The following is a 26,199-nucleotide window of genomic DNA, read 5'->3' on the forward strand; positions in this document are numbered from 1 at the left end:
GGCGCATTAGAATGTGGAATTTTTTTTGAACTGAACCAAGACTTTACCCTCTTTCGTCAGCACGGCTTTCAACATATATTCTATCGATAGTGCAAGAGATATATTCAGCACCACGAAAATCGCAATCATGATCATAAACTGGTATTTGGCGGCGATTAATGGTGAGGCACCGCCTAAAATTTGCCCTGTCATCATCCCCGGTAAAGTGACTAAACCAATACTTGCCATAGATGCTAAAATCGGTGCATTCGCTTTTTGTATCGCATTTTGAATAAATGGCCGTGATGCGTAGCGGGGAGATGCGCCCAAAGATATTGCTGCTTCGTATTCACTTCTACGTTCATGATAGGCTGTAAATAGATTTTGCAGGGCAACAATATTGCCACTCATCGTATTTCCCATCAGCATGCCAGCCAAAGGAATCATGTACTGAGTGTTGTAAAAGGGCACCGGCTGGACCATCAATAGGCACAGTACGGCTAACATGGGCAGCAAGCCAATCATCATCCCCGTCATCAGCGGGATAATTAACCGGCGTTTCGGCAGATGGGCTTTTGATAGAATGGCGCTCGCACCAACCCCGATAATCAGGAATAGCCAGCAGACATTTACCACAAGACTGTTCAGTGCGAATAAATATTCCAGATAAACACCGACCAAACAGAGTTGTAGCCCCATTCGACACACAGAGATAATAATATCTTTGCTGATCATCAATCGGTATCGGAAACTCATCGCAATAGGAATAAGCAGTGTCAGGCTAAATATTGCCAACTGCCACCAAGAAATATCAATGACGCTTTTCATTACAGGCGGTTAAATTGAGGAACGGAATGGTTACTCTATCTGAATTTGGGGGATAACCACAACTAGAATAAATAACGGCTGACCGTTTACTGACCGAATTGTTCGATGATTGGGGCATGCTTGGATTGAAACAAAGCATGCTTGAGTTTTCCTTGCTGTTGATATTGCAAAAGCAACTGTCTGAGAGGCGGTTGAAGTGCTGAGGCGGTCATGCCGGGCAGAAGTGTCGGCTCGTAGAGAAGTTCCAGTAGAACGATGTCCAAAGGTGATAGAAAATCATCGGGGGTTTTATCATTGAATATGGAAGGATAAGCTTGTTCCGAGTCATTGAATAATCCCAGTGCCTGAGTCGATTCTTCAATAACACATCCGAGTAGCTTACCGTGAGAGCGGGCTTGATCGACGGGAATAACCACGGTTGCCCGTCGGATTTCATGGCTGTTGGGATCAAGTTTTACGCCAAACATACAAACAGAGCCATAGGTATTTTTTAAGGCTTTTTCTCCGAGCTCTGTACGAATAATTTTTCGCCACTGAGACTGACGAGTAAAGTACCAAATAAAATTGGCATCAGCACGTTGATTCACAATCGTGATAGGGATATGTGTCAGTTGTTCGAGATGAGCCAAATGGAGACGAGCCATTTTTTCATGTAACGCTTGAGCACCGACATCATGCTCAAACCACACGCGAATCGGGTGAGTCCACTTAGCGAGACGCGGTGTTTTTACCGATGTAAATTCGTATTCGAGTGCGACATGAAAGAAAGCATTCTGAATAAACGCCGGACGTTCCCATGTCGGTAATTCAGCGAATGCTGCGTTGCTGAAGCTCATGGTTATCATTAACCAGCACAGCAGTCGCCATTGCATATTAATCTTCTGTCCCGAACTCAGGGATTCGACTGAAGTGACTTTCGATCATGCGCTGTGTGATGATGTGTTGCGGATTCGACAGGACCTGTTCAGTATAACCGGATTCGACCACCTTACCTTCGTGCATGACGATGATTTTATCGGTAATGTGCTTAATCACGCCAAGGTGTTGGGAAACATAGACGAAAGACACGCCCATTTCCTCCTGTAACTCCATCAGCAGATTAATGATCTGCGAGCGCATTGCCATATCCAGACCATTTAATGCTTCATCGGCAACAATGATTGATGGCTGCAAAATCAGGGCTCTGGCGAGACACACCCGCTGTTTTTGTCCGGTTGCCAGCATTTGAGGATAGAAATAGGCATGTTCGGGGAGTAGACCCACCCGTAACAAGGTCTCTTTAACCCGTTTCAGGCGCGCCTCGGGTAACATTTCTGTATTTCGTTTCAGCGGACCTTCCAAAATGCGTCCAATCTGAATTTTCGGATTCAGCGATGTATTTGGATCTTGAAAGATCATGCGGATGAGCTTACACCGGGTCGCATAATCTCTATGCTCCAGACGTTCGCCATTCACCCGGATTTCTCCCGTTGTCGGTTCGACCATACCTGATAACATCCGAGCAAGCGTTGACTTGCCCGAACCGTTTTGTCCGATGAATCCAATGGTTTGACCAACTTCCAACGTAAAATCTACCGGCTCGACAGCATGATGAATTTTCTTCTTAAATAAGCTGGGACGAGTAATAAAAGTTTTCGATAAATCAGAAACTTCTAACAGAGGAATCGTCATTGTGTCTCTTCCATATTCAGCGGATAGTGGCAGGAGTATTTATGATTTTTAATCCAGCGGCTTTTCGGCATTTTAACACATTGGCGTTGTGCATGGGGACATCTAGGGCCGAGCCGACAACCAATCGGTAAATGTTGCAGTGGTGGAATTGACCCCGGCAATGAGTTTAACTTCTGCTTATGGGGGATCGATGAGCTGAAATCTGGCATGGCTGTCAGTAGCGCAACAGTATATGGGTGTTTTGGCGTAGCCAAAATATTGTTGGTCATTGCGGACTCGATTGACTGGCCGCAGTACATCACCGTGATACGATGAGCCCATTGCGTAATGGTGGTCAGGTCGTGTCCGATCAACAGGATCGTGGTGTTATTCACCTGATTCATCCGGCTTAACAGACGCAGTATTTGCGACTGTGTGATTGGATCGAGGTCATTGGTTGGCTCATCTGCTATCAGTAGTTTGGGTTGTGTGGCAATCGCCATTGCAATCATCACTTTCTGACATTCACCATCGGTAATTTCATAGGGATAGCTTTTTAAAATACGATGGTGATCTTTAATCCCAACTTTATGCAGTAAAGCAATAGCCTGTTTTTTACGCCATGAAAACCGTTGCCACCATGACCCTTTAAATGTATGGGACGGGATGGCTTCGATCAACTGTTTACCAACTTCATCTGAAGGATCAAGGCACGTTGACGGTTCTTGAAAGATCATGGCGATATCGCGGGCAATCACTCGCCGACGTTCTCGCGGCGTCAGTTGCAGCAAATCGATATTGCCCAACCTCATCCGATCAGCAGTAATACGCCAGTTCTCTTTACACACACCGACAATGGCTTTGGCAACTAGGCTTTTACCTGAACCTGACTCACCCACCAAACCACGAATTTCACCTTCACTCATGGTTAGACTGATGCGATCAACTGCTTTGACGAGCCCTTGTGGTGTATCGATTTCAATCGTCAGATGACGAATATCCAGCATCGGCATTATTCGACCCCCTCGTTGAGTGATTGACGAGCCCCTTCACCCACAAGATTGACAATAATAACGGTAAACATAATTGTCAATCCGGGCAGTACGACAGTCCAAGGCGCGAGATAAAGCAGTTCTACGGAGTCTCCCAGAATGGCACCCCACTCAGAAGTGAATGATTGTGCTCCTAATCCTAGAAAACCAAGTGAGGTGATATCTAAGATGGCAACCGTCATTGCAAAGTTAATCTCTAATACGATGGTCGATAAAATATTGGGTAAAATCGAGTACCACAGCAGATAAAAGTCTTTTGCTCCGTCCAGTCTGGCGGCCATGATGTAATCTTTGCCGACTTCATTGTGAACTGCGGTATAGGCTGAGCGAATAAACCGGGGAATCAGAGCCAGCCCGATTGCCAGCAGAATATTGGATTCACCAACCCCGAGAATTGCAACAAAAATAATGGCGAGCAGGAGAGATGGGATCGACATGATGGTGTCCATCAAATGATTCAAAATACTCGAAAGCAATCCGGAGGTCATGCCTGCCGCGATACCGATAATCGAACCGACACATGTGGCGAATATGGTCAGGAGCACGGCATTACCAAAAGAGTGTCGTGTCCCTTCAATTAAGCGGGATAAAATATCCCGGCCAAGATCATCGGTACCAAAAAAGTATTCGACTGAACCTGCCGGATCCCAAGATGGGGGAACAAGTAAATGACTGGTGTGTGCTTGTGCATCATGTGGGGCGATCCAAGGTGCAAACACAGTAATGAGGATCAGAGCCAGCAGGCACCATAGTCCGAACATTGCCAGATTATTATGACGAAAACTCCGCCAGAACCGTTCGAACGGGGTCGGGATATGCTCTTCTTGATAGATGTTATTTGTTAGCATACCAAGATTTCCTTACGAACGGGTTAATGAGTGCTCCGAGCAAATCAGATAAAACGTTGGCGGTAAGTACCAGTGTCGACACGGAAATAACGCCGGCCTGAATGGAGACTAAGTCCTCATTGGCTAAAGCATCCAGCAGCCACCTGCCGATTCCCGGCCAGTTAAAGATCGATTCGGTGATAATCGCAAACGTCAGCATGGTTGACAGTTGAACCCCGAATTTAGGAATAATCGGCGGAATTGCATTACGAAGCACATGTTCCCTGATGATTTGATATTGTGAGAGGCCGCGAATTCTCGCTACCCGAATATAGTTCTGATTCATGACGTCTGCCACGGATGTTCGCATTAATCGAATCACCTGTGTGGTCGGAGCCAATGCCAGCACGGTGCAGGGAAGAATCAGATGAGAAATCACGCTTTGTAGAATCTGAGGGCGGTAAACACTTTTTGACAGAAAAGCGTCAATCAGTGCAAATCCTGTCACATGCTTAATATTATAAAGTAGGTCATAACGACCGGAGACCGGGAAAATTTCGTAATTGAGTGAAAAGATCAGCAACAGCATCAGCGCGATCCAATAAATTGGTGCTGAGTAGCCACACATTGACACAAAGGAAATCACGGTATCGATCCACTTTCCTTGTTTCATCCCCGCGATTGTCCCGATCGGGATACCAATCGTTAATGAAATCAGAAAAGCAAATAGGCACAGTTCCAGTGTGGCCGGAAACACGATCACTAATTCATCGATGACGGGTGTACCGGAACGGTTGACGCCGAAATTAAGCTGGCTAATTTCAGACACATAACTGAGCCATCCTTGCCAAAAATTCTCAAGTGCCCAATGGGAATATGGATCAAATCTGAGAATGCTGTATCCGACCAACGTTAAAATCAATAAGGTGATGACAAAGAGATTAAATTTACGGATTGTATAGAGAAGCATTATTTTATCCTCTCAACCATATTGAAAGGCTGCACATTAAATGGACTTAGCTGAAAACCAGTCAATGAATTATTATATGCCTTAAATTGCATTCCGTGGGCAATCGGAATCACCGGGAATTCTTGATTAATGATATTTTGTGCCTGCTTGTAAAGATTGAGTCGATAACGATGACGGTCAACTTCCAATGCAAGATTCAGTAGGAAATCAAAATCTTCATTACACCATTTGGATAGATTGATGCCTTCTCCTCTCGCGTCACAGGAGAGAATTGGGCGTAGGAAACTATCCGGATCACCTGTTCGCCCTGACCAGCCGGTCAGATATAAGTCAACATCGGCATAATCGGAGCGATTCTGTCGGTCAATCCGCTCTTCAGGGATGAGGTGTAACTTAATGCCTATATCTTTCAGATTTGCTTGAATGAGCTCTGCGGTTTTCCGTGGACTCGGATTATAAGCGGTCGGTTCGAGCGGAACCAACATCGAGAGTTCTAATCCGTTACTGAAGCCTGCATCTCGCAACAGTCCGATTGCGTAACTGTGATCATAACGCACCTGAACGGCATCTTTTTGATAGGCCCAAGATGTCGGGGGCAAAATGTTATAGGCAATCCTGCCGGTGCCATAATAAACAGAATCTAAAATATTTTGTCGGTTAATCGCAAAACTCAATGCTTTGCGCACACGAGGATCACTGATCGCCGGGTGAGTTGTATTCACTGCGATAAAAGACACATTCATGGCGGGTGTTGAGCTGAGCGAAATATGCTTTTGCTGTTCGATGATCGGAATTTGGCTCGAGATCGGTGTACTGAGTACATCACACTCATTACGCAGCAATTTTGCCAGAGTGCCTGTGCCGCGCTGAGCAATATCAAACACGACCTGTTGCATTTTTGGCAGACCTTTCCAGTAGAGTGGATGCCTTTTTAGTCTGATAAAGTCGCTCACCTGCATTTCATCAAGATAAAAAGGCCCCGTCCCGACGGGGTGGGTGTCAATCATTGACTTTTCATCGGTATAAATCAGTTGATCAGCATATTCTTTTGAGAGAATTACCGCATGTGTGGTAGAGATATTTGCCAGAAAGCTATTGTCGGGGCGTCGTAATGTGAACTGGACGGTATAGGGATCCAACGCATCAACACTTTTGACCAGATGTTTGAAATTAATACCGGCAAACCACGGATAGCGACTGTTTCCGACATTGTGAAACGGATTGTAAGAGCTGAGGATCCGATCAAAGCTAAATACCACATCTTCAGCATTCAGATTACGCGATGGGCTAAACCATTTCGTCTGTTGAAAAGCGACATGATGACGGAGATAGAACGTATACACCGTACCTTGTTCATTCACTGTCCAACGCTCCGCCAGATTCGGTGAAGGACGCTGTGTTTCAGGATCCAGAACAAGCAACGTGTCATAAATTTGGGGACCGAGGGATTCTGCAGTAATGCCACTATCAACCAGTTGAGGGTTAAACGTATCCGGTGTCCCCTGCCCACAGTAGACGAAGCCTGTCTGTCTGATTTCGCTATGATCGGTATTCTGGTCATTACAGCCTGTTAAGAGTCCCAGACCGCAGAAACTCAAGGTGAGTTTTATCAGTATTTTCATTTTAAAAGCGAATATATGAAACGAGGCTCTCTAAGCCACAGAAATCTGCCTCAAACAAGCGGCTAATTTACCACTTTTATATGAGTGAACCAATGAAAAACACATTGAAATTGATCCATAACTTACTCATTTTTAGTAATGAGCTGATATTTTCGGATGAGGCCTCTTAGTTGATGATAGCTTAGTCCTAACAACTGAGCGGCATTTTTTTGGTTATATTTAGCTTGCGTCAGTGCTTGCATAATGACGTGGCGCTCTTGTGTGTCTACCCACGATCTGAAATTGAGCGGAAATACAATGTCACTCGCATGAGGAGTGTCTTGACTGGCCGGGTTGTTTTGCGCCGGATGAACATCTGTTTCATCGGAGGCGTAGTCGTCTGACGGTGGTTGCTGCCACTGACACTGAAATGGATCCAGCACTAAGTCGTCAATCGGATCATCGACTGAACGATGCTGATAGACCGCGCGCTCAACTACATTTTTTAATTCGCGGATGTTTCCGGGCCAGTGATAGTCCAGTAATTGGTCTCGTGCTGGTTGACTGAATCCGGCAAAGTAGGGGCGTTCAATCTCATGACACATCCGTATGGCGTAGTGCTCGGCAAGCAGTAAAATATCTTCTGTTCTTTCCCGGAGCGGTGGTAGGTGAATAATATCAAAGGCTAATCGATCTAATAAATCTGCACGAAATTCGTGACGTCCGGCCATAGATAATAAATCACCATTGGTCGCACAAATCAGGCGGACATCAGTCTTGAGTGTTTTTGAACCACCCACACGTTCATACTCCCCATATTCAATCACCCGTAGCAGCTTCTCTTGGACATTCAGCGGTGCTGCTGCCAGCTCATCAAGAAACAGGCTGCCATGTTCTGCCCGTTCAAAGCGCCCTTGGTGACGTCCTTTTGAACCGGTAAAAGCACCGGCTTCATGACCGAACAGTTCGGAGTCAATCACACCTTCGGCAAGAGCCGCACAATTGAGAGAAATCATCGGGTGTTCCCATCGTTGGGACAAATAATGGATACGTTGGGCAATCAGTTCTTTACCGGTTCCTCGTTCCCCTAAAATTAAGACCGGTCGATTGATTTGAGCCAGATGAGACGCTTTTTCCAGCACGGCCAGAAAATGAGGGGATTCACCAATCAGGTTAATTTTCATGGGCTGTTCCAATAAGCAGTTTCAATCATCAAATAATGGTCAGATTAACCAAAAAGTGGTCATAAATACAAACGCTGTGAAGAGAAATGATCCTGATAGATGTTAATTATCTGATTATTATGAATTTTTAAATATGGCACAGGTTTTGTATCGTCTGAACAAGCATATTGTATGAACAGACCATGTAAACAAGAGGAAACGTCATATGGGTATTTTTTCCCGATTTGCAGATATTGTAAATTCCAATATCAGTGCATTACTTGATAAAGCAGAAGACCCTGAAAAAATGATTCGTCTGATTATTCAGGAAATGGAAGACACGTTGGTTGAAGTTCGCAGCCACTCTGCCAAGGTGCTGGCAGATAAAAAAGAGCTGTTGAGAAAAATAGAGTCTCTCGACAGTCAGATTGAAGAGTGGACACAAAAAGCATCTCTGGCACTGGCGAAAGAGCGAGAAGATCTGGCCCGCGCCGCGCTGATAGAAAAGCAGAAGTTGCAGGATACGGTGAAAGGTTTAAAAACAGAGTTTACGTTGGTTGAAGAGACCATGGATAAACTGGCGGATGAAATCACCAAGTTAGAAACTAAAATTACCGAAACCAGAGCCAAACAGAAAGCGATGATGATTCGGGCGCAGACTGCAGGGAAGCGTCGTGATGTGCAAAAGCATTTGCAGCGCAACCGTACCGATGAAACGCTGGCAAAGTTTGATCAGTTCTCAAGACGTGTCGATGAGCTCGAAGCTGAAGCGGATATTTACGATCAAACCGGGCAAGGGAAGACCTTAGAGCAAGAGTTTGCCGATCTTCAGGCCCAGGATGAAATTGACAGCGAGCTGGCGAAGTTGAAACAGGCGCTGAAAAAAATGAGTCAGAATAAGGAATAACTATGTTAGTGATGCTTGTGTCCGTACCACTGATCGTCTTTATGGTGGTGGTGGCACCTTTATGGCTGATTCTTCACTATCGAAGCAAAAAACGTTCGGAGAGTGGTTTGAGTCAGGAAGATTATGAACAGTTGGCGGCTTTGTCGGCAAAAGCGGATTCTCTACAACAGCGTGTTCATACGTTAGAAAAAATTCTAGATGATGAAACGCCAAATTGGAGGTCACATTATGACGGTGCGTAAATCCCTGTATCGGGATCCTCGCCATGGCAAAATATCAGGTGTGTGTGCCGGCGTTGCCAACTATTTTGAGCTGGAAGTCTGGTTGGTCAGAATCATTGTTTTGTCAGCCACGTTGTTGGGTGGCGGCTTTCTGGTGATTCTAGCTTACATTGCGCTCAGCTTGATGTTGGAAAAACAACCGGAAGATTACGATCAGACCGTTCAGATGCAGCGTGAGCATAAGCTGAAAAGCCGCCCCTGGAAGCAGGGGGCTTCCGCTCACCAGCTACTCCATAATTTATCGCAGGAGCTTGATAAGGTTGAAGTCAAAGTCTGTCAGATTGAGGCTTATGTGACATCCGATGCATTTAAAGTCAATAAGGCCTTTCGGGATTTATAAGTGGTTGCCAGAAATAAGGCTGGCAATTTATCCAGAGCGTCTCCGGTGTTGAATATTTCAAACACCGGAGAGTACCATCTTTACGGTGGTGTTGATGTTATCAGGCTGAGAGAGCGTCGAGTGCTTCCTGATAACGTTGAAGACCCGCTTCTAGATCAGCAATTAAATCATCGGGATCTTCGAGGCCGATGTGAATACGAATCAGCGTTCCGGTAAAGTTTGGATGCGCAACCGTGCGTAATGTATTGAAGCTTTTCGGTTCATTGGCAAGAATAAGACTTTCAAACCCACCCCATGAATACCCCATACTGAAATGTTGCATATGATCGAGCAAAGCGGTTGTTGCATGAGGATGACTGGTTTTCAATACAAACGAGAACAAACCGTTTCCTCCGGTAAAATCCCGTTGGAAATATTCATGCCCCGGACATGTTTCCAGTCCCGGATGACGGACGTGATCCACTTCCGGGCGTTCTGCCAGCCAGCGAGCCACTTTCAAACTGTTTTGAGCGTGCTGTTTGAGTCGGACATCTAGTGTCCGGATACCGCGCAATCCCAAATAAGCATCGTCAGGGGAGACGCATTGACCCATCAAATAGCTTTGTTCCCGCAGTTGCTCCCAACATTTTTCATTGGCAACAGCGGTGCCCAACATGCTATCAGAGTGACCGACAATATATTTAGTGGCAGCCTGGACTGAGATATCCACACCGTGTTCAAAGGGTGAAAAGTTCACGCCTGCGGCCCAAGTGTTATCGAGAATCACGATAATGTCATGCGCATGAGCAATCCGCGATAGAGTCGGGATGTCCTGAACTTCCATCGTGATTGAGCCGGGAGATTCGGTAAATAGAATCTTCGTATTCGGGCGAATCAGGGATTCAATGTCTTCACCGATTAGCGGATCGTAATAGGTGGTTTCAATCCCCATCTTTTTCATGATGGTTTCGCAGAAATCGCGGGTCGGTTCGTAACAAGTATCGACCATCAGGATGTGATCACCGGTAGACACAAATGAGAGAATTGTATTGGTAATGGCTGCCGCACCACAAGGATACAGTGCGCATCCGACGCCCCCTTCGATATCGGTCATGGCCTCTTGAAACGCAAAATGTGTATTGGTACCACGACGACCATAGAACAATGTTTTATTCGTTCGGTTGATCGTTGCGTGATTTTTGGCGGCGACGGAATCGAAAATAATAGAAGAGGCGCGTTGTACTGGCGGGTTCACCGCGCCTTGCGTCCATTCTTTCTTACGACCCGTGGTCACAAACTTCGTTTTTCTTCCTTCTGACATGCAAAGTCCTTTGAGGTGAATTCAGTGATTATTTATTTAAAACATGGGAGAGATATGCATTCAACCCTGAGAATAAAAAAACTCACAATAATGGATTAAAAAGGTAGAAAATCCGTTCTAGAAGCCGGTTGTAATGGGGCCGGTTTTGCCATTCTTCATCCGTCACGGGATAGGACTGCTCAATATATTCATCCTGTAATTGCGATAGCTTTTGGGTGAATTCAATATCATCAACAGCCAGTGTGACTTCAAAATTTAACCATAGGCTCCGCATATCCATATTGACGGTACCAACCAGACAAAACTGTTGATCGATAACAACGGATTTAGTGTGGAGCAGACCACCATAAAACTCATAGATGGCGATACCGATGTCGAGCAACTCACCGTAGAAAGAGCGAGATGCCCATTTGACCATGGTTGAGTCATTCTTATGGGGAATGATGAGATCAATGCTGATTCCCCGTTGGGCCGCGGTTTTCAGCGCTGAGAGCAGCTCAGAACTGGGCACGAAATAAGGGGTGGTGATTCTGATGGACTCATTGGACTGATGAATCGCGAGGATCAGTGCCTGAGAAATCAAGTACTCGGGCATTCCCGGTCCGGATGGGACGACCTGAATCGGATGGCGTGGTAAACCGTCATCAATGCGACACTGGGGAACTAGCGGAAACTCCCTGACGCCGGTTTCAAATTCCCAATCCCAGCAGTGAATCGCTGCCAGCACATTCACGGTCGGTCCTGTGAGACGGACCATAATATCAATCCACTGACCGACCCCGGAGTCCTGTTTGAAAAACGCCGGATCGACCAGATTCATTGAGCCTGTATAAGCCACCATATCATCGATCACAATAATTTTTCGGTGTTGGCGGAGATCAAGACGATGCAGAAAAATACGCCACGGACGGACTTCCAGTGCCTGAACGATCTGAACGCCGGCATCGGTCATCATTTGGTACCAGTGACTTTTGATAAAGCGGTGGCTACCCGCAGAGTCTAGCAGTATTTTGACATCGACACCCCGTTTCACTGCCTGAATCAGACTTGAGGCGACGGCATCTGCCAGACCACCTACATGCCATATATAAAAAACCATGCGAATAGAACGCTGTGCTTGTTCAATATCGGCAATGATTGAATTCAGAATGACCTTCGGATCGCGCTGTAGCGCCAGCGTGTTGCCACTGAGAGCCGGAATCCCCATACGATGATTACAGAGTTCATCGATCTTATAGATGTGGGCGCCCATATTTTCGGTAATATGAGCCTGGCAGTGATTCAATTGGGTAAACCATTCACCGAAAGAAGGTGACATCGCTTTGGCGAGCTCAGCCCTTTTTCTGCCAAGATTGAGCTCTCCGAAGAGGAAATAGCAGAAAACACCAAGAATCGGCAGAATATAGATCACCATCAGCCAGGCCAGAGAGACGCTGACCGCTCTTTTTTTAAAGACGATTCGAAATGTCACAAGTGCGACCAGTAACCAATAGATACCAATGCCGACTAAAGTGAGGATGTGATAAATTTTATCCATATACCCTTGTATATCCGTGTTATCTCTTCATGGATATTAATGTGAAAGTATCGTTTAGGGAAGCAAGATTCCCCCACGCCTATCAATTGTTACAATTGATAGGCGTGGGGGCTTGGTGTTGATATTTTTATACCCAAATGACCTCAAGAGGCAGTTTCAGCGAGAATCACTGGGCTCAGAGGCAAGGCAGAGATTTGAGTCATAGCCATTCTATGGCGAGAATCTCTAACACAGTCTCTGAGTTCAGTGAACTCGCCCTTCGGGAGTGCTTCAATCAGCGCCTTTCTGCGTCAAATGCCATTGAAATGGGAAGGCCATTCCTGCCGACATTTTCCTTGAATGACGCCGATTGAAGACACTCTGAATCCTGCATCTTGAGGTTACTTGGGTATATCTTCCTCCCAGAGGGGTTAGTTTCTGAGTTTAAATTGCTGAATTAAACCGTTGAGCTGTTCGGATTGTTCGGTGAGTTCCTGAGCGGACTGAGCACACTGCTCTGAATTTGTGGTGTTTTGATGTGTTACTTCATCAATCTGATGGATGCCTAAATTGATCTGTTCCGCACCGGTTGCCTGTTCTATCGCTGCCTGAGCAATCCCATTCACTAACGCTGAGACTTCACTAATACTTTGTACGATTTTGTCCAACGCTGCTGCGGTTTGTTCAGAGAGTTGAATCCCGCGTTTGGTTCTTTGCGCTGAGGTTTCGATGAGCGTAGCCGTTTGCTGTACAGCTTGTGCACTGCGGGAAGCTAACTGGCGTACTTCATCGGCGACGACCGCAAAACCACGGCCTTGTTCTCCGGCACGAGCCGCTTCAATCGCCGCATTCAGTGCCAGTAAATTCGTCTGTTCAGCAATCTCTTCAATCGATTGAATGATATGGTTGATATCATTTCCCGATGATTCGATTTCTTGCATCGCGCTTCTGAGTTCAGCCATCAGTTCATTGCCATTTTCAGCGGATTGTAGTGATTGTTGTGACAAGTTACTGGCTTGTTCCGCATGGCCTGAACTTTCTTTGATCTGTGCTGTGATCTGGGCGATGGTGGCACTGATCTCCGTGACGGACGAAGCTGAATTGGTCGCACCATTGGCTAAATCTTGACTCAGTCCGGCAATGGCATCGGCATTTTGAGTAATCACACCTGAACGGTGATTGATTTGACTGACCAATGTATTCAAATCATTGACCATTTGTGTCAGGGCATGACCGAGTTGATCTTGTTCAGATGCAAGTTCAACGGTGAGGTTAAGGTCTCCACGGGAGATTTGCTCAGCCACTGACACTTGTTTTTGCAGGCTATCCGCCATGTTGTCGAGTGCGTTGGATAACTGACCGACTTCATCGGCTGAATGATAATTCAGACGACTGTGGAACTGACCACTCGCAATTGACTGAGCCATATTCACTGCCGCCAAAATTGGTCGTGCCAGTGTTCTGGCCATCAGGAACAAGGCACCAATTGCAAGGATTGTAATCCCTAAGCCAATGATAATTTGCCAAGTCATGTTCTCTTGATTGTTGTCTGCAAGCTCTTGGGAAAGTTGGTGCACATTTTCTAGCACCAACCCCTGATCGACACGAATCAGAATAAACCAAGTGACGCCACTATGACCTAAAGAAATCGGTACATAGACTTCGATGAGATTATCTTGATCATCGGCATGCGTTAACGGCTGTTTCTGTTGAATCACGTCCATGACTTGGGCGCTCTTCGCACCGAATAATCCATCAATGGATTTGCCAATGAACTCTGGTTTCTGACTGTCTGCGATGACCAACCCTGAATCTGTCAGAATTGAGATTTGAGAATGACCATCATACAGTTTAGAAGAAATTTGCTGGCTGAGTTGCTGGACAAAATCGAGGTTGTAATCGGTGCCCACAACCCCTTTGAACTCGCCATTGACAATGACAGGGGCAGATAAAGTTGCCAGCCAGACATTCTTGCCTTGAACCACATAAGGTAGTGGTGCGGTGACTGTTTCATGCAATGTTTTTTCCGGGACCTGATACCAGGCACCTTTGATAACGCCATTCGGATGAGGTTCTGTCGAGTCATATTCGACTAGTGGCTGAACTTCAATTTTACCGGATTGATCGCGAGTCCAGTACGGCGTATAACGCCCGGTTTCTTCATTATTACCATTCAGGCTGTTTGCATTGAGATAGTCTTGGTTGTCGAAAGCGTTTGGTGCCCAGCAACTATATGAGCCATTGAGATCAGGGTTATTCTTCAAAATAGCCAACAACATATCATTGAACGATTGTCGGTTGAGTAATACGGCCCGATTGTCATCTTCGTAGGCCTTCGAAGCAGACGCGACCTCTGCTAATGTCCGGGCTGCATTGAGGCCTTTTTCAAGACGTCGACTAATCGATTGGGCATACTTGGCGGCAGTTGCTTCTAATTCACTAATCGTGATTGTTTTGACAATGGTCGATACTTGTTGAGAAACCAATTGCTGTGTGGTTGACGCAGAATAAACGCCATATCCGACTAAGATGCCAGAAGTAATAAATAAACAGATACCTGCGGTGAGCGCTATCTTGGTTTGAATCGATTTAAATGTCATAAAGGCTTCCCTGAATTATTATCCCAATTTAACTTGGTATACGCCTGCCTCCATGTGAACCAATTTTACTCAGTTGTTTGCAACATGACATTTCAGATGAAAATTCATGTCCTCAGTTTTGGTTTCACTCATCAAAGAAAGAACCGCTCTTCATTGATTGGATAAGCATAAACATGAATATAGCCTAATGGATCTCAATCGGATTACAGTTGTTGTATGAATTATGAATCGATGATTGTCCTAGCCGACAGCCCTGATGGTAAAAACCTCAAGTTCTACCTAATCATAGATGAATGTTTTCGTGATACATAATTTTGCAGATGTGATTCGATGTCATTGATATCTGTTTTTTATGGATGAGGTTTCTGACGGGATTTTCTTGTTGTTATTTTGTTAAATCAGAGATGAATTATAAGGGGGTTGGTCAAAAAAACAGCATGTAACTCGACAAAGTAGGACTCTATCAATAAATAAGACCGTTTGGACTTCCAATCATAGGGACAAACTGTTTTACTTGCCACGCTTTGCGAATCAGCATAATTTTTATTAGGTGTACATTTTATTTTACACTCATCTGGTTCGATTCAGTGTAAACACAATATTGGCATAAAAATTGGTATAAAACATATGGCAAGTAATACAAGAGGTCATTTTTCTTCGAAACTTGGCTTTATTATGGCGGCGGCTGGTTCAGCGGTCGGTCTGGGGAATGTCTGGGGATTTCCCACCAAAGCGGCCAGTAATGGGGGAGCTGCTTTTTTGGTTATCTATCTTGTGATGGTCTTTTTGCTAGCATTTCCAATGCTTGTGGCTGAACTGACTATCGGACGCTATGGGCAGGCAAACCCGATTTCCTCCTTAAAATCAATCTGGACTAAAAATCGTGCAGTTGCCGGTGGGTTTGGATTGATAGCGATTGTGACCGCGTCATTTATCCTGAGCTTCTATTCCATTCTTGCGGGTTGGTTGGTCAGCTATGCCATCGCTCCGGCGATTGATTTGGCTGGTTTTCATCAAACCTCAAGTTGGTTAGTGGATTTTGGTGTGTCACGTAATTTAATTTTTACAGTTATTTTTTCTTTATTAACGATTTTGGTTGTGTTGCGAGGTGTTGCTGATGGTATTGAGCGCTGGTCAACACGGTTGATGCCTTTGTTATTCGTCTTATTTGCGGTGATGATCCTGTACATCTTTACCCAAGACGGTGCGATGGAAGGGCTGAAAATGTATCTGGTACCCGATCTGTCTCAACTGCACGGTGGATTGTTTGTTGATGCTATGGGGCAGGCATTTTTCTCTCTGTCACTGGGATGCGGTTCAATGATGGTTTATGGCTCGTATCTGAAGAAAGATGTCAGCCTTCCCAAGGTCGCAGCGCAAGTTGCTTCGATTGATACCGGTGTTGCTTTCTCAGCCGGATTGCTGATTTTACCGGCGATGTATGTTGCGAAAAATAATGGTGTCGATATTTTTACGGAAAGCGGTGCACTGAAAAGTTCCGGTGATTTAGTGTTTAAAGTGTTGCCTGCTATGTTTGAGACCATGGGGAATATCGGGGTATTACTCGGATTCGGCTTTTTTGTTTTGATGGTCATTGCGGCCCTTACGTCTGCAATTTCGATGCTTGAAGTCCCGGTTTCCTGTGCTCAGGATGAGCTTGGGTGGGGGCGTTCAAAAGCGACGTGGTTGATCGGTGGTTTGATCCTGTTGATTAGCATGGTGATTTGTCTCAATTTTGGTCAGCTTTTTGGTTTAGTTGCTGATATAACGACGGTTTATATGCAGCCATTGCTTGGTGCCGCTTGGGCCGTTGTGGTTGGATGGATTTGGAACCGGAATAAGCTGCTCAATGAGATTAAGCAAGGTTATCCGGAGATCGAACAAGGCTTCTTTTGGAAAGTTTGGCCGTGGTACGTTCGTTTTATTTGTCCGGTTGCGATCATCATGGTGTTTGCTTATCCATTAATCTAATCATTCTGCTGAGATTTCCAGAGAAAACACCTTCCTTCGGGAAGGTGTTTTTATGACTGTCGGTTTTGTTTCTCACACTTTCCCTCTATACTCCACCGCCTGATGTGGAGGATGCCATGTTTCGTATATTATTCGTTCATTCTGATTTTGTGTTAATCCACAAATATCCCGGTGTTTCGGTCCATAAAGACGATGGAGACACCATGCTTGTCCATGAAGTCAGTCGTCAACTGGGAGGTGAACCGCTTTATCTGGTTCACCGGCTAGACAAGATGACATCGGGTCTGTTGCTGTTGGCGCGCTCTGCTGATGCAGCCCGAGCGTTATCAACCTGTTTTGCCGAACGGACGGTTGAGAAATACTATTTGGCGATTGGCAGTAAAAAGCCGAAGAAGAAGCAGGGGATCATTTGTGGTGATATGGTCCGTTCCCGTCGTTCCGGATGGATGCTGACGACTGCGCAAACCAATCCGGCAATCACTCAGTTTTTTTCGACCGCTGGTGAACAAGGGGAGCGCCTGTTTATTTGCCGTCCCTTGACGGGGAAAACCCACCAAATCCGAGTTGCATTGAAGTCGATTGGTGCTGCAATTGTCGGTGATCCCATTTATCACAATCGTCATGATGCGGATCGTGGTTATTTACATGCTTACGCCTTGGCATTTCCGTATGCCGGTGAATGGCATCAGTTTATTTGTGATCCGAGACATGATGATGTCATGGGTGAGAAGTGGCGGGAGCCTGCGATTGTCCACGGCATTGAAATGTGGTCTGAACCGTGGTTACTCGATTGGCCTAAAATTAAACGAAAGCCTTGAATTTATGATGGATAGCAATCAACTAACAGCTTTTTTTCAACATCTTGAGCAGCAACTTGAACCTGAATTATTTGAAATCAGACGCCTGTTTCATGGCCGGGGGCGATGCTGGCCGGGGTTGGAGCAACTGACGGCAGACTGGTTAGCACAGCAACTGGTGGTGAGTCTTTTTAAAGCGCCAGATGAACATTTTATGCATTTGTTACGTCAAGGGTTACTTGAGTTGACACGACAAGCGGATTGGCAACAATGCAGTGGAAAAAGTATTGTACTCCAGCATCGTTATGCACAAGGTGCACCGGCTGAAGTGCTGTGGGGAACGCTGAACCCACATCCGGTTGCCATCGAGGATGGCTTAAAGTATCAACTGGATATTGGTCGGAACCAGAACTGTGGTCTGTTTCTCGATATGCGTTATGGGCGACGCTGGGTGAAAGAGCAGGCGGCAGGCAAGAAGGTGTTGAACCTTTTCGCTTATACCTGTGGCTTTTCTGTCGCTGCGATTGCGGGGGGCGCTGACCAAGTCGTCAATCTGGATATGGCAAAGTCTTCATTGGCGAAAGGGCGGGACAACCATCTTCTCAATCAGCATGATGTGAGTCGTGTTCATTTTTTGGCGCATGATTTGTTGAAATCATGGGGAAAAATCAAAAAATATGGCCCATATGATTTAATCGTCATTGATCCTCCGACGTTTCAGAAAGGTAGCTTCGCGCTGACCAAAGACTATCGGAAAATTTTAAGGCGTTTGAAGGATTGGTTAGCGGAAGAGGGGCAGGTGCTTGCTTGTGTTAATGCACCGATGGTTCCAAGTGATTTTCTGATTCAGAGTATGCGTGAAGAAGCGCCGACACTGACGCTTAGCCATCGTTTAGAGAATCCACCTGAATTTGCGGATGTCGATCCGGAGTCTGGACTGAAAGCACTTGTATTCCATTGAAGCGAAATCTGACACGGTGGTTCCCGGTGGGATTGCCACCGGGAGCGCATCGTTACTTGCTCTGAGCCTCAAATACAAGGGTATGTTTTTCGCCTTTCAAGGTCAGCTTGTTTTTATCTATGTCGATACGGCTCCATTCGGAGAGCGTTGATATAATCGTATTATTGAGTGCTATTTCTTTTTTCAGGCATAATTTCATCGTTGAGTTCAAATGGGTAATTCTGAACTCATGTGAATCCACATCGATGTCAACTTCACCGACATAATCATTACAACCCGCCAGCCCCGTTGCTGTCATTTTTTGATCAACATGTAGCGATGGTGCTTTTTTTCCTTTCGGGCGTTCCAAAGCTTTGCCATCCAACTCAACCAGATGCCACTGAGGGGTTTGCAGTTCAGACAGCTGGATTGGCTTATCTTTACTCGCGCATCCTGCCAAGCCAACTAAAGCTGTGAATGTGATTGTTGTGACGATAGCCTTTGAACTAAGCTTCATATAACCAACCTTTGATTGTTAAAATTGTGACGTTGTTATTCTTTTTGCATATAGATTCACAGTCAATCTGGATACCCAAAGAATATATCCGGTAACCTTTGTTTGAGCGTCGAAAGGACGCGTCATGATATGCAAATACAATTTGGCGAAGTTAATCAACTCCCAACGGGATTGTAAAGAAGGATTTTGATATTTCAATCACCGGAGTGCAATAACGGAACGAAAATGCATTTCAGACGCAAGCTATATTGAACGAAACATAGATAGTGCATCAGACTTTGGATCATAAGACATGGAACAACTCGAATTTTTTGATATTCCCAGCCCTTGTATCCGTGTGTGTGAAGTGGATGAAAAAGGTTATTGTCGGGGCTGTATGAGAAACAGAGACGAACGTCTTCGTTGGTTGAAGATGAGTTCGGCTGAGAAGATCCATGTCATTCAATTATGCAGAATGCGTTATCGCCGTAAAATGGCTAAAAAACATGCCGCTGGCCATTTGGACAAACACAACTCAGAAAGTCCGCAGCGCGATCTATTCGAATGACGTTTTAGAGCGATGCAAAATGTTGTGTGGGCCTGTTTTTTGATTATTTATTGATATACCAGCGATCACTGACCCAACCGCCAGCCCGTTCATCAAAATGATTGCCCGAAAACTGACGCTGACTTTCTGCTTTTTTTTCATGGCGAGGTTGTTCATGGAGTAGATGATGGATGTATTTTGACATTGGATCGTCAGATTGACTGTGTTGTTTTAGGGCGACCTCCTTAATCATATTGAGTCGATATGTTGAACTTGAATGTTTCATGTGACCTCCTATTGGCGAGTGTTGTTCAAAAAATAGCCACTTTATGTGACTGCGTCAATATGGAGTGATTAAGTTCTCAGTTATTTTTGATCTTGGGCAAAAAATATTTGAAGATGAGTGAATGTCAGCGTACGAAGTTGTGTTTTGTGAAACATTGATAAAAAAAGAGATAGTCATTGGACTATCTCTTCGGGCAGTGGTTTAGTGACGATTGTTTCGGTCGTCTCCGGTTGAATTAGCGTCCGCTTGCTGAAGTTTTGTGGAAGCGTCACGACAGCTTTTCTCAACATTATGCAAGTGCTTGCTTGTTTTCAGAAAGTTGTTCCCAATGGTTTTCAGGCCAGCGATAATTTGTTCTTGCGCTTGTGTTTCAGAATTCATCTGCAAATCCCCTCAAGATAAAAATAAAAAGGCTAACGAGAGCATTGCTCATTCGTTAGCCAAACTTATCGTTGTTAGAGACCTGAAGCAGAATGAATCGGTGCTGTTATCTGTTTTAGCGATTCACCGCTTTACTATTATTATTTGTGTACGTTTATTATTTGTGTACGTTATGCCTATGATCGTTATGTTGTGTTTGATTGTTAGCTGTAAGTATAAGGGAAGTGAGGGGCGTCTCCGAGCAGTTTTGAACAAAAATTGTCCGGGGTGGGAGGTGAGTTACAATTTTGTGTGCATTTTTTAAACGTTTCATAACAGATTGCTTACCTATTATTATCGTTTCGTGCGGGAAGGGGAATAAAATAGCGAAACCCCGATGTTTGGTAGCCATCGGGGTTTCTGAACTGTAGATATCACGGTTGGTAAGGCCGATTATCTTTATGCAAAAGGTGCTGGATTACTCCGGCTAATTCTAAAGAGAATTAGATACGGATGAAGTCCATGTGCGTTACTTTTGGCTTGAACACATGACGTTGAACATCTTGTGGTTTCACCTTAACTTCTGCACCGTCAATCACAAGAGTGATTGCTTCGTAGAATTCAGGTTTGTCCATTTGGTTGATGACATCATCATGAGTCAGTGCGATAGATACAGGGGCTGCATCACCACCGTAAACGATAGCTGGGAATAGGCCAGCATGACGTAGGCGGCGGCTCGCACCTTTACCTAGTTCAGTACGTAAGACTGCTTCAAATTTCATATTATTTACTCTCAAAATTAGTAAATGGTTTGGTTAAGTCTGGCAATGCGACCTTGCCAGACGAAGTCCGTTTCACACAGATGATGAAACGAGCGCGGATACTATCATTCTCTGCATTTACGGGCAATAAGTATCTTGTGATCTAATGCTTTTGGCTCAATTCATCGGCAAATATCTTATCTCTGAGCTTCCAGAAACGGCCCGATTTACGCGCAATCACAAATTGTGGCAGCCGAAACCGATGTTGATGGGCGATGACTCGGCTTGGTGATGATTCGTGAAATGGTCGGTGTTTATCTGCCAGATGCGGCCTGACGAAACGTTGATGAAACAGTTGTTTCTGTTTTTGGGTTGTCAAAGGCCAGAATTCATGGACTTGAGCCTGATTCTCTCCGTGGTAAGTGATTTTTAGCTGGTTCTTGCCGTGATTATCTTTATGTAGATTGAGCTCCATATTCAGACATTCGAACACTAACGCATCTTTCAGATTGAGTGCTTCTTTCAGTTTCTTATCCGGATCGACCAGTATGGCCTGGCACTCATGGCAGAAGCGAGCAGCAATATCATTGTCGGCACCACACTCATGACAATACTTCGCCCGGAAACGATAGCCGCAATGATGCCGCTCTTGCGTGTCTTCATCGGTAAAGTAGCCCTGACAACGTCGTCCGTAATGTTCAATCAAAAATCCGCCGGCATCTAACTTGCCCCAAAAATTATTGTTAAACCCACATGAGGGGCAAGGAACGGTGACAATCTCACTCTGACTGTCGGGTTTGGGCTCGCCAATTTCAGGTTGTTCGAGATCGTATTGATTACCGGCGTAATCGAGGATCAGGCAATCTTGTTTACCGGGAGCAAGGCGTAATCCCCGGCCAATAATTTGCTGATAGAGACTGACGGACTCGGTCGGGCGCAGAATCGCGATGAGATCCACATGAGGGGCATCAAAACCAGTGGTTAATACAGAGACGTTGACCATATATTTCAACTGACGCTGTTTAAATTGTCGAATCAGGTGATCTCGCTCTTGGGCTGGTGTCTCACCGGTGATAATTGCTGTTTCTGATTCGGGGAGCAGGGCATAGATTTCCCGGGCATGATGAACGGTTGCAGCAAAAATCATAACGCCATGTCGGTCTTGAGCTTGTTGGATGACCTGAGCAATGATCTGTGGCGTGGCACGTTTTGCCTGCGAAATGACTTTGTCCAGCTCAGAGGTTTTATAAACACCGGTTGCCATTGGCTTAACCTGAGAAAAGTCGTAACTGAGTACCGGTGCATCAATCAACTTTGCCGGTGTCAAAAACGCTTCATCTAACAGATAATGAATCGGTAGCTCGAAAATACAATCCCGGAAGAAACGGGGTTGTTCGCTGCGAACCTGACCGCGGGTATGGTATTGATAGATCCACCCCATTCCGAGCCGATAGGGCGTCGCTGTCAAGCCAAGAATTTTGATGCCGGGATTATGGGCCTGAAGGTGCGCAATGACTTTCTGGTAGCTGCTGTCTTGATTGTCCGGTACACGATGACATTCATCAATGACAAGTAATGAGAACTGATGACTAAATGCCGATAAGTGGCGCGCAACAGACTGAACCGATGCAAAGACCACTTGTTGATCGGTCTCTTTTCTGCCAAGCCCGGCCGAAAAAATGGCACCGTTCAGGCCGTACCCTTCATATTTCTCATGATTTTGTTCAACCAATTCTTTCACATGAGCCAGTACGAGAACCCGTCCTTTTGCCAGTCTGGCCAGCTCTGCAATGACAAGGCTTTTGCCCGCACCCGTCGGTAAGACGATGACTGCCGGGGTATGGTGATGACGAAAATAATGGATGACTGCTTTCACAGCATCACTTTGATAAGGACGAAGTGTATACATAGATTCAATTATTTAAGAAAAGTGTGAAACTGCTCAACTAATGGCTGATAGGTGGCTATAATAGCGCACTTCAATATCATGAGGTACGCATGCGTCTGGATAAATTTTTATGTGATGCTTTGGGCATCACACGTAAAGAAGCAACGAAGGTCATCAAACAGGGTGAAGTTTGTGTCAATGAACAGGTCCAAAAAAGTGGTGCGCTGAAACTGACAGCAGCAGATGAAGTCACGTGGCAGGATCAACCGATACAGTTGCACGGGCCTAAATATATCATGTTGTACAAGCCCGAAGGTTATGTGTGCTCTCACGAAGATGGCTTTAATGAAACCGCTTTTATGTTGCTCGATGAGCCTCACCTGAAACATTTGCATTTTGCAGGGCGGCTGGACGTTGATACGACTGGACTCGTATTGATTACCGACGATGGTCAGTGGTCTCACCGGGTGACGTCTCCCAAGCATCAATGTGCCAAGGTTTACCATGTGTGGCTGGCTGATCCGATTGCCGAAGATGCGGTTGCTCAATTTCAACAGGGGATTCAGTTACGTAATGAACGGGAACTGACTTTACCGGCTCAGCTTGACATTCTGGATGAAAAGGAAGCACGCCTGAAAATTTATGAAGGCAAATATCATCAGGTGAAACGCATGTTTGCTGCCATTGGCAACAAAGTTGTCGGGTTACACCGGGAGCAAGTCGGGCAAATCCGTCTCGATGAGACGCTGGCACCGGGTGAGTATCGGTATCTGACCGAAGCCGAAGTGCAGTCAGTCTGGGAATCCCAGTCTACGGATGATTAGCCTCTTAATGCATGTTGATGAATATCATGTGTTCATCTGAACAATGGCGATAACTTAAATAGGAGATTTATGAGTACCGGGCACGTATTAAAAGATGACAGTTCTCCTCGGATGGACTTATTACTTTTCATTATTCTAGGTGCGATTGGTGCGATCACACCGCTAGCGATTGATATGTATCTTCCGGCCATGCCCGTGATTGCCCATGATTTAGGGGTGAGTGCCGGGTCGGTACAGATGACTTTAACAGCCTATACGGCCGGATTTACAGTGGGACAGCTTGTTCAAGGCCCGTTTTCGGATAGCTATGGTCGTCGTCCGGTCATGTTACTGGGGATCGTTTTATTTGGCCTCTGCTCGGTCGTATGTGCCTGTGTCAACGATATTGACGCGTTAACCTATATCCGTGCCGCACAGGGATTTGCCGGTGCTGCTGCTGCGGTTGTGATTCAGGCAGTTGTGCGTGACATGTTCAATCAGGAAAATTTTGCCAAGGCGATGTCCTTTATTACGCTGGTCATCACGCTGGCACCGTTGGTTGCTCCTATGTTAGGGGGGCATTTGGCGGTCTTATTCGGCTGGCGCTCAATTTTCTGGGTGCTGACGGGGTTTGCGTTGCTCGTTATTTTGATGGTGCTGTGGAAGATTCCTGAAACCTTAAAAGAAGAAAACCGTCAGTCATTAGATCTGAAACGGACCCTGAAAAACTACTGGCAATTGTGTCAGTCAAAACGCTCATTCGGTCTGATGCTTTGTGGTGGGTTTTCTTTTGCCGGGATGTTTTCTTTCTTAACGGCTGGCTCGTTTGTCTACGTTGATATTTATGGCGTGAGTCCGGATAAATTCGGCTATCTGTTCGGTCTGAATATCTTGGGCATTATGTTGATGACTAGTGTGAATAGTCGCTTTGTCAAAAAAGTCGGCTCGATCATCATGCTTCGTTTTGGGTTATTGATTCAGTTTGTGGCGGGTCTCGGATTATTAATCGGTTGGTTCTTTGACTGGGGATTATGGGGAACCGTGCCGTTTGTGGTGCTCTTTATCGGGATGATTTCAACCATCGGGAGTAATGCGATGGGGCTGCTTATGAGTGGCTATCCGCACATCGCCGGAACCGTTTCATCATTGGCGGGGACGTTTCGTTTTGGTGTCGGCTCCATCGTCGGGGTGATTGTCGCGGCAATGCCCGGCGATGCAGTCTGGCCGATGGTGTTCAGTATGGCAACCTGTTCCGTCTTATCTGGGGTGAGTTACTGGGTATCAGAAAAGAGTTTAAGGAGCGCATGATGACCTATCATGATGAAATTCAGCGGGTGGTGGATACCGCGTTGACGGAATTAGCGCAAGCGCATCAACGAGGGCAACTGGTGAATGCACCGGTTGCCAATAATCATTTCCTGATTCGCTGGGTCACGAACGCTTTAAAACAGCAACGTTTTCATCGTTGTGTCGGTGATGACCTGACAGGGTGGCAGAAAGCCGGACGTTCTCAGGGGAATCATGCTGCACTGGAACGTGTATTTCAGCGGATCTCGGCTTATTATCACCTGTTCTTCACCACTGACGCATCAACCGAGCAGCAGATTACCGATCAACAGATCACGGATCAACAGATTGAGCAGTTTCTGGATACCATGACAGAAGCAGGGTGGGAGGTCTCCACTTCAGAACCGCTGGTCGGCTGCGGTAAGGTGCAGTTATTCACGGAAAGCCCCGACTCATTAGCGCTTTGTGCACAGCAGTGTGAATCTTGTTTCGAAGGCGCGATCCTGACGCAGCCGATGAGCTTATTCGTACGGGGTAACCATACTCAGTTCGTTGATCAAGCCTGGCAAGCAGGTCTGATGGTCCATAAACAGACCAATTATAAATCCAATGTAAAATATCACGGCGAGTATTTGATCTATCCGGGAAATCGGGGAGAACAACTGGCAGAAATTCCCCTCGGATTTGTGATTGATTGAGCCGGATTCGATCAATATTGATTGGTGGCACATTGCTATCAAGCAATGCGGCCTCAACTAATGCAGCTTCAACCAATACGATGAAAAGGTCTGAGACGTGAAAACGTGCTCAGACTTTATTTTATCTGGCCGTCTTTCGCAGACTGAATCACTGGTGTTCAGTGCTCATTTTTTGTGATAAAAGATGGCTCTGACTCTCCCATATTTTCAACAAAAAATCCTTATCCATACCTGTCCTACAAGTTTTTCTTGGAACGTGATCCATAACTCATGCTATCAATTCAGTGATTGTTTTGTAATTTTCAAGTGATATTCTCATTTAACTTGTTAGACAACTAATGTGTTAACACG

The 26,199-nt window shown here is 45.6% G+C and carries 26 protein-coding genes; 10 read left to right on the forward strand and 16 right to left on the reverse strand.

Translation table 11 applies throughout. The features are described from left to right. Window positions 1–6: 6 nt before the first annotated feature. The 8 genes from MKS89_RS07050 to pspF all read right to left on the reverse strand — a co-directional run bounded on the left by MKS89_RS07050 (window position 7) and on the right by pspF (window position 8,091). Window positions 7–807: an ABC transporter permease gene (locus MKS89_RS07050; protein WP_072957246.1), complete on the reverse strand. Its 801-nt coding sequence runs from the start codon at window positions 805–807 to the stop codon at window positions 7–9. Window positions 808–893: 86 nt separating this feature from the next. Beyond that, on the reverse strand, window positions 894–1,643 hold the full coding sequence (locus tag MKS89_RS07055) for a DUF2927 domain-containing protein (RefSeq protein ID WP_083571256.1): 750 nt from the start codon (window positions 1,641–1,643) through the stop codon (window positions 894–896). 37 nt (window positions 1,644–1,680) lie between these two features. Continuing rightward, on the reverse strand, window positions 1,681–2,478 hold the full coding sequence (locus MKS89_RS07060) for a peptide ABC transporter ATP-binding protein (RefSeq protein ID WP_072957250.1): 798 nt from the start codon (window positions 2,476–2,478) through the stop codon (window positions 1,681–1,683). Beyond that, the gene (locus MKS89_RS07065; protein WP_072957252.1) at window positions 2,475–3,470 is read right to left on the reverse strand and encodes a peptide ABC transporter ATP-binding protein; all 996 of its coding nucleotides are present in this window, start codon (window positions 3,468–3,470) and stop codon (window positions 2,475–2,477) included. The genes MKS89_RS07060 and MKS89_RS07065 overlap by 4 nt, the downstream gene beginning before the upstream one ends. Then, window positions 3,470–4,357 (reverse strand): ABC transporter permease subunit, encoded by an 888-nt coding sequence (locus MKS89_RS07070; RefSeq protein ID WP_072957255.1) that lies wholly within the window; start codon window positions 4,355–4,357, stop codon window positions 3,470–3,472. The genes MKS89_RS07065 and MKS89_RS07070 overlap by 1 nt, the downstream gene beginning before the upstream one ends. Then, entirely contained in the window at window positions 4,344–5,306 is a 963-nt protein-coding gene (locus MKS89_RS07075) for an ABC transporter permease (RefSeq protein ID WP_072957258.1), read from the reverse strand. The genes MKS89_RS07070 and MKS89_RS07075 overlap by 14 nt, the downstream gene beginning before the upstream one ends. Continuing rightward, window positions 5,306–6,928: an ABC transporter substrate-binding protein SapA gene (gene sapA / locus MKS89_RS07080; RefSeq protein ID WP_072957260.1), complete on the reverse strand. Its 1,623-nt coding sequence runs from the start codon at window positions 6,926–6,928 to the stop codon at window positions 5,306–5,308. Before sapA ends, MKS89_RS07075 begins: the two co-directional genes overlap by 1 nt. A 122-nt stretch (window positions 6,929–7,050) precedes the next feature. Further along, the gene (gene pspF / locus MKS89_RS07085) at window positions 7,051–8,091 is read right to left on the reverse strand and encodes a phage shock protein operon transcriptional activator (RefSeq protein ID WP_072957262.1); all 1,041 of its coding nucleotides are present in this window, start codon (window positions 8,089–8,091) and stop codon (window positions 7,051–7,053) included. Between the two features lie 205 nt (window positions 8,092–8,296). Here pspF and pspA point away from each other — a divergent pair, with 205 nt between their 5' ends. Genes pspA through pspC form a run of 3 tightly spaced genes read left to right on the forward strand, consistent with a single transcriptional unit; the run spans window position 8,297 to window position 9,598 of the window. Further along, window positions 8,297–8,977: a phage shock protein PspA gene (gene pspA, locus MKS89_RS07090; RefSeq protein WP_072957265.1), complete on the forward strand. Its 681-nt coding sequence runs from the start codon at window positions 8,297–8,299 to the stop codon at window positions 8,975–8,977. Window positions 8,978–8,979: 2 nt separating this feature from the next. Continuing rightward, a complete protein-coding gene (pspB, locus tag MKS89_RS07095) occupies window positions 8,980–9,219 on the forward strand; it encodes an envelope stress response membrane protein PspB (RefSeq protein ID WP_021020437.1) in 240 nt (79 codons plus the stop codon). Beyond that, entirely contained in the window at window positions 9,206–9,598 is a 393-nt protein-coding gene (gene pspC, locus MKS89_RS07100) for an envelope stress response membrane protein PspC (protein ID WP_106406935.1), read from the forward strand. The genes pspB and pspC overlap by 14 nt, the downstream gene beginning before the upstream one ends. Window positions 9,599–9,698: 100 nt before the next feature. On the opposite strand, the gene MKS89_RS07105 is transcribed toward pspC, so the two are convergent. The 3 genes from MKS89_RS07105 to MKS89_RS07115 form a co-directional block, all read right to left on the reverse strand. Continuing rightward, window positions 9,699–10,898, reverse strand: coding sequence for a cystathionine beta-lyase (locus MKS89_RS07105; protein ID WP_072957271.1), 1,200 nt, complete (start codon window positions 10,896–10,898; stop codon window positions 9,699–9,701). 82 nt (window positions 10,899–10,980) lie between these two features. Continuing rightward, window positions 10,981–12,435, reverse strand: a complete 1,455-nt coding sequence (cls, locus tag MKS89_RS07110) for a cardiolipin synthase (protein ID WP_072957274.1) — start codon at window positions 12,433–12,435, stop codon at window positions 10,981–10,983. 410 nt (window positions 12,436–12,845) lie between these two features. Then, window positions 12,846–15,014 (reverse strand): methyl-accepting chemotaxis protein, encoded by a 2,169-nt coding sequence (locus MKS89_RS07115; protein WP_072957277.1) that lies wholly within the window; start codon window positions 15,012–15,014, stop codon window positions 12,846–12,848. 627 nt (window positions 15,015–15,641) lie between these two features. On the opposite strand from MKS89_RS07115, the gene MKS89_RS07120 reads away from it, so the two are divergent. The 3 genes from MKS89_RS07120 (at window position 15,642) to MKS89_RS07130 (ending at window position 18,743) form a co-directional block, all read left to right on the forward strand. Then, window positions 15,642–16,985 (forward strand): sodium-dependent transporter, encoded by a 1,344-nt coding sequence (locus MKS89_RS07120; protein ID WP_072957279.1) that lies wholly within the window; start codon window positions 15,642–15,644, stop codon window positions 16,983–16,985. A 116-nt stretch (window positions 16,986–17,101) separates the two neighbouring features. Then, window positions 17,102–17,803 carry a TIGR01621 family pseudouridine synthase gene (locus MKS89_RS07125; protein WP_072957282.1) on the forward strand — a complete coding sequence of 234 codons (702 nt, stop codon included), beginning with the start codon at window positions 17,102–17,104 and terminating at the stop codon, window positions 17,801–17,803. A gap of 7 nt (window positions 17,804–17,810) precedes the next feature. Beyond that, window positions 17,811–18,743 (forward strand): class I SAM-dependent methyltransferase, encoded by a 933-nt coding sequence (locus MKS89_RS07130; RefSeq protein WP_072957285.1) that lies wholly within the window; start codon window positions 17,811–17,813, stop codon window positions 18,741–18,743. 52 nt (window positions 18,744–18,795) lie between these two features. Here the strand turns inward: MKS89_RS07130 and MKS89_RS07135 are convergent, their stop codons facing one another. Next, window positions 18,796–19,239, reverse strand: a complete 444-nt coding sequence (locus MKS89_RS07135; protein ID WP_072957288.1) for an META domain-containing protein — start codon at window positions 19,237–19,239, stop codon at window positions 18,796–18,798. 292 nt (window positions 19,240–19,531) lie between these two features. Here MKS89_RS07135 and MKS89_RS07140 point away from each other — a divergent pair, with 292 nt between their 5' ends. Continuing rightward, complete coding sequence (locus MKS89_RS07140) at window positions 19,532–19,786, forward strand: DUF1289 domain-containing protein (protein WP_021020428.1); 255 nt, start codon at window positions 19,532–19,534, stop codon at window positions 19,784–19,786. 43 nt (window positions 19,787–19,829) lie between these two features. On the opposite strand, the gene MKS89_RS07145 is transcribed toward MKS89_RS07140, so the two are convergent. The 4 genes from MKS89_RS07145 to radD form a co-directional block, all read right to left on the reverse strand. After that, a complete protein-coding gene (locus tag MKS89_RS07145; protein ID WP_072957290.1) occupies window positions 19,830–20,051 on the reverse strand; it encodes a hypothetical protein in 222 nt (73 codons plus the stop codon). Between the two features lie 201 nt (window positions 20,052–20,252). Then, window positions 20,253–20,432, reverse strand: a complete 180-nt coding sequence (locus tag MKS89_RS07150; RefSeq protein ID WP_072957292.1) for a hypothetical protein — start codon at window positions 20,430–20,432, stop codon at window positions 20,253–20,255. A 482-nt stretch (window positions 20,433–20,914) separates the two neighbouring features. Next, window positions 20,915–21,193 (reverse strand): 50S ribosomal protein L25, encoded by a 279-nt coding sequence (rplY, locus tag MKS89_RS07155; protein ID WP_021020425.1) that lies wholly within the window; start codon window positions 21,191–21,193, stop codon window positions 20,915–20,917. 142 nt (window positions 21,194–21,335) lie between these two features. Continuing rightward, window positions 21,336–23,081, reverse strand: a complete 1,746-nt coding sequence (gene radD / locus MKS89_RS07160) for a DNA repair helicase RadD (RefSeq protein WP_072957295.1) — start codon at window positions 23,079–23,081, stop codon at window positions 21,336–21,338. Window positions 23,082–23,170: 89 nt separating this feature from the next. Between radD and rsuA the strand changes: the two genes are divergently transcribed. The 3 genes from rsuA to MKS89_RS07175 all read left to right on the forward strand — a co-directional run bounded on the left by rsuA (window position 23,171) and on the right by MKS89_RS07175 (window position 25,848). Beyond that, window positions 23,171–23,884 carry a 16S rRNA pseudouridine(516) synthase RsuA gene (gene rsuA / locus MKS89_RS07165; RefSeq protein WP_072957297.1) on the forward strand — a complete coding sequence of 238 codons (714 nt, stop codon included), beginning with the start codon at window positions 23,171–23,173 and terminating at the stop codon, window positions 23,882–23,884. Window positions 23,885–23,953: 69 nt separating this feature from the next. Beyond that, window positions 23,954–25,171, forward strand: a complete 1,218-nt coding sequence (locus MKS89_RS07170) for a Bcr/CflA family multidrug efflux MFS transporter (protein WP_072957299.1) — start codon at window positions 23,954–23,956, stop codon at window positions 25,169–25,171. Next, window positions 25,168–25,848 (forward strand): DUF2913 family protein, encoded by a 681-nt coding sequence (locus MKS89_RS07175; RefSeq protein ID WP_072957301.1) that lies wholly within the window; start codon window positions 25,168–25,170, stop codon window positions 25,846–25,848. Before MKS89_RS07170 ends, MKS89_RS07175 begins: the two co-directional genes overlap by 4 nt. Window positions 25,849–26,199: the final 351 nt, after the last annotated feature.

Origin of the sequence: Vibrio gazogenes, assembly GCF_023920225.1 — a bacterium.
GTDB lineage: Bacteria > Pseudomonadota > Gammaproteobacteria > Enterobacterales > Vibrionaceae > Vibrio > Vibrio gazogenes.

Bases quoted from the DNA above. Each gene is read 5' to 3' on its own strand.
- MKS89_RS07170 (WP_072957299.1), top strand. From the start codon at position 23,954: ATGAGTACCGGGCACGTATTAAAAGATGACAGTTCTCCTCGGATGGAC.
- MKS89_RS07070 (WP_072957255.1), bottom strand. From the start codon at position 4,357: ATGCTAACAAATAACATCTATCAAGAAGAGCATATCCCGACCCCGTTC.
- MKS89_RS07145 (WP_072957290.1), bottom strand. From the start codon at position 20,051: ATGAAACATTCAAGTTCAACATATCGACTCAATATGATTAAGGAGGTC.
- MKS89_RS07105 (WP_072957271.1), bottom strand. From the start codon at position 10,898: ATGTCAGAAGGAAGAAAAACGAAGTTTGTGACCACGGGTCGTAAGAAA.
- MKS89_RS07120 (WP_072957279.1), top strand. From the start codon at position 15,642: ATGGCAAGTAATACAAGAGGTCATTTTTCTTCGAAACTTGGCTTTATT.
- MKS89_RS07140 (WP_021020428.1), top strand. From the start codon at position 19,532: ATGGAACAACTCGAATTTTTTGATATTCCCAGCCCTTGTATCCGTGTG.
- pspB (WP_021020437.1), top strand. From the start codon at position 8,980: ATGTTAGTGATGCTTGTGTCCGTACCACTGATCGTCTTTATGGTGGTG.
- pspC (WP_106406935.1), top strand. From the start codon at position 9,206: ATGACGGTGCGTAAATCCCTGTATCGGGATCCTCGCCATGGCAAAATA.
- radD (WP_072957295.1), bottom strand. From the start codon at position 23,081: ATGTATACACTTCGTCCTTATCAAAGTGATGCTGTGAAAGCAGTCATC.
- MKS89_RS07060 (WP_072957250.1), bottom strand. From the start codon at position 2,478: ATGACGATTCCTCTGTTAGAAGTTTCTGATTTATCGAAAACTTTTATT.
- pspA (WP_072957265.1), top strand. From the start codon at position 8,297: ATGGGTATTTTTTCCCGATTTGCAGATATTGTAAATTCCAATATCAGT.
- pspF (WP_072957262.1), bottom strand. From the start codon at position 8,091: ATGAAAATTAACCTGATTGGTGAATCCCCTCATTTTCTGGCCGTGCTG.
- MKS89_RS07055 (WP_083571256.1), bottom strand. From the start codon at position 1,643: ATGAGCTTCAGCAACGCAGCATTCGCTGAATTACCGACATGGGAACGT.
- MKS89_RS07075 (WP_072957258.1), bottom strand. From the start codon at position 5,306: ATGCTTCTCTATACAATCCGTAAATTTAATCTCTTTGTCATCACCTTA.
- MKS89_RS07125 (WP_072957282.1), top strand. From the start codon at position 17,102: ATGTTTCGTATATTATTCGTTCATTCTGATTTTGTGTTAATCCACAAA.
- MKS89_RS07130 (WP_072957285.1), top strand. From the start codon at position 17,811: ATGGATAGCAATCAACTAACAGCTTTTTTTCAACATCTTGAGCAGCAA.
- MKS89_RS07150 (WP_072957292.1), bottom strand. From the start codon at position 20,432: ATGAATTCTGAAACACAAGCGCAAGAACAAATTATCGCTGGCCTGAAA.
- rplY (WP_021020425.1), bottom strand. From the start codon at position 21,193: ATGAAATTTGAAGCAGTCTTACGTACTGAACTAGGTAAAGGTGCGAGC.
- MKS89_RS07050 (WP_072957246.1), bottom strand. From the start codon at position 807: ATGAAAAGCGTCATTGATATTTCTTGGTGGCAGTTGGCAATATTTAGC.
- MKS89_RS07175 (WP_072957301.1), top strand. From the start codon at position 25,168: ATGATGACCTATCATGATGAAATTCAGCGGGTGGTGGATACCGCGTTG.
- cls (WP_072957274.1), bottom strand. From the start codon at position 12,435: ATGGATAAAATTTATCACATCCTCACTTTAGTCGGCATTGGTATCTAT.
- MKS89_RS07115 (WP_072957277.1), bottom strand. From the start codon at position 15,014: ATGACATTTAAATCGATTCAAACCAAGATAGCGCTCACCGCAGGTATC.
- MKS89_RS07135 (WP_072957288.1), bottom strand. From the start codon at position 19,239: ATGAAGCTTAGTTCAAAGGCTATCGTCACAACAATCACATTCACAGCT.
- sapA (WP_072957260.1), bottom strand. From the start codon at position 6,928: ATGAAAATACTGATAAAACTCACCTTGAGTTTCTGCGGTCTGGGACTC.
- rsuA (WP_072957297.1), top strand. From the start codon at position 23,171: ATGCGTCTGGATAAATTTTTATGTGATGCTTTGGGCATCACACGTAAA.
- MKS89_RS07065 (WP_072957252.1), bottom strand. From the start codon at position 3,470: ATGCCGATGCTGGATATTCGTCATCTGACGATTGAAATCGATACACCA.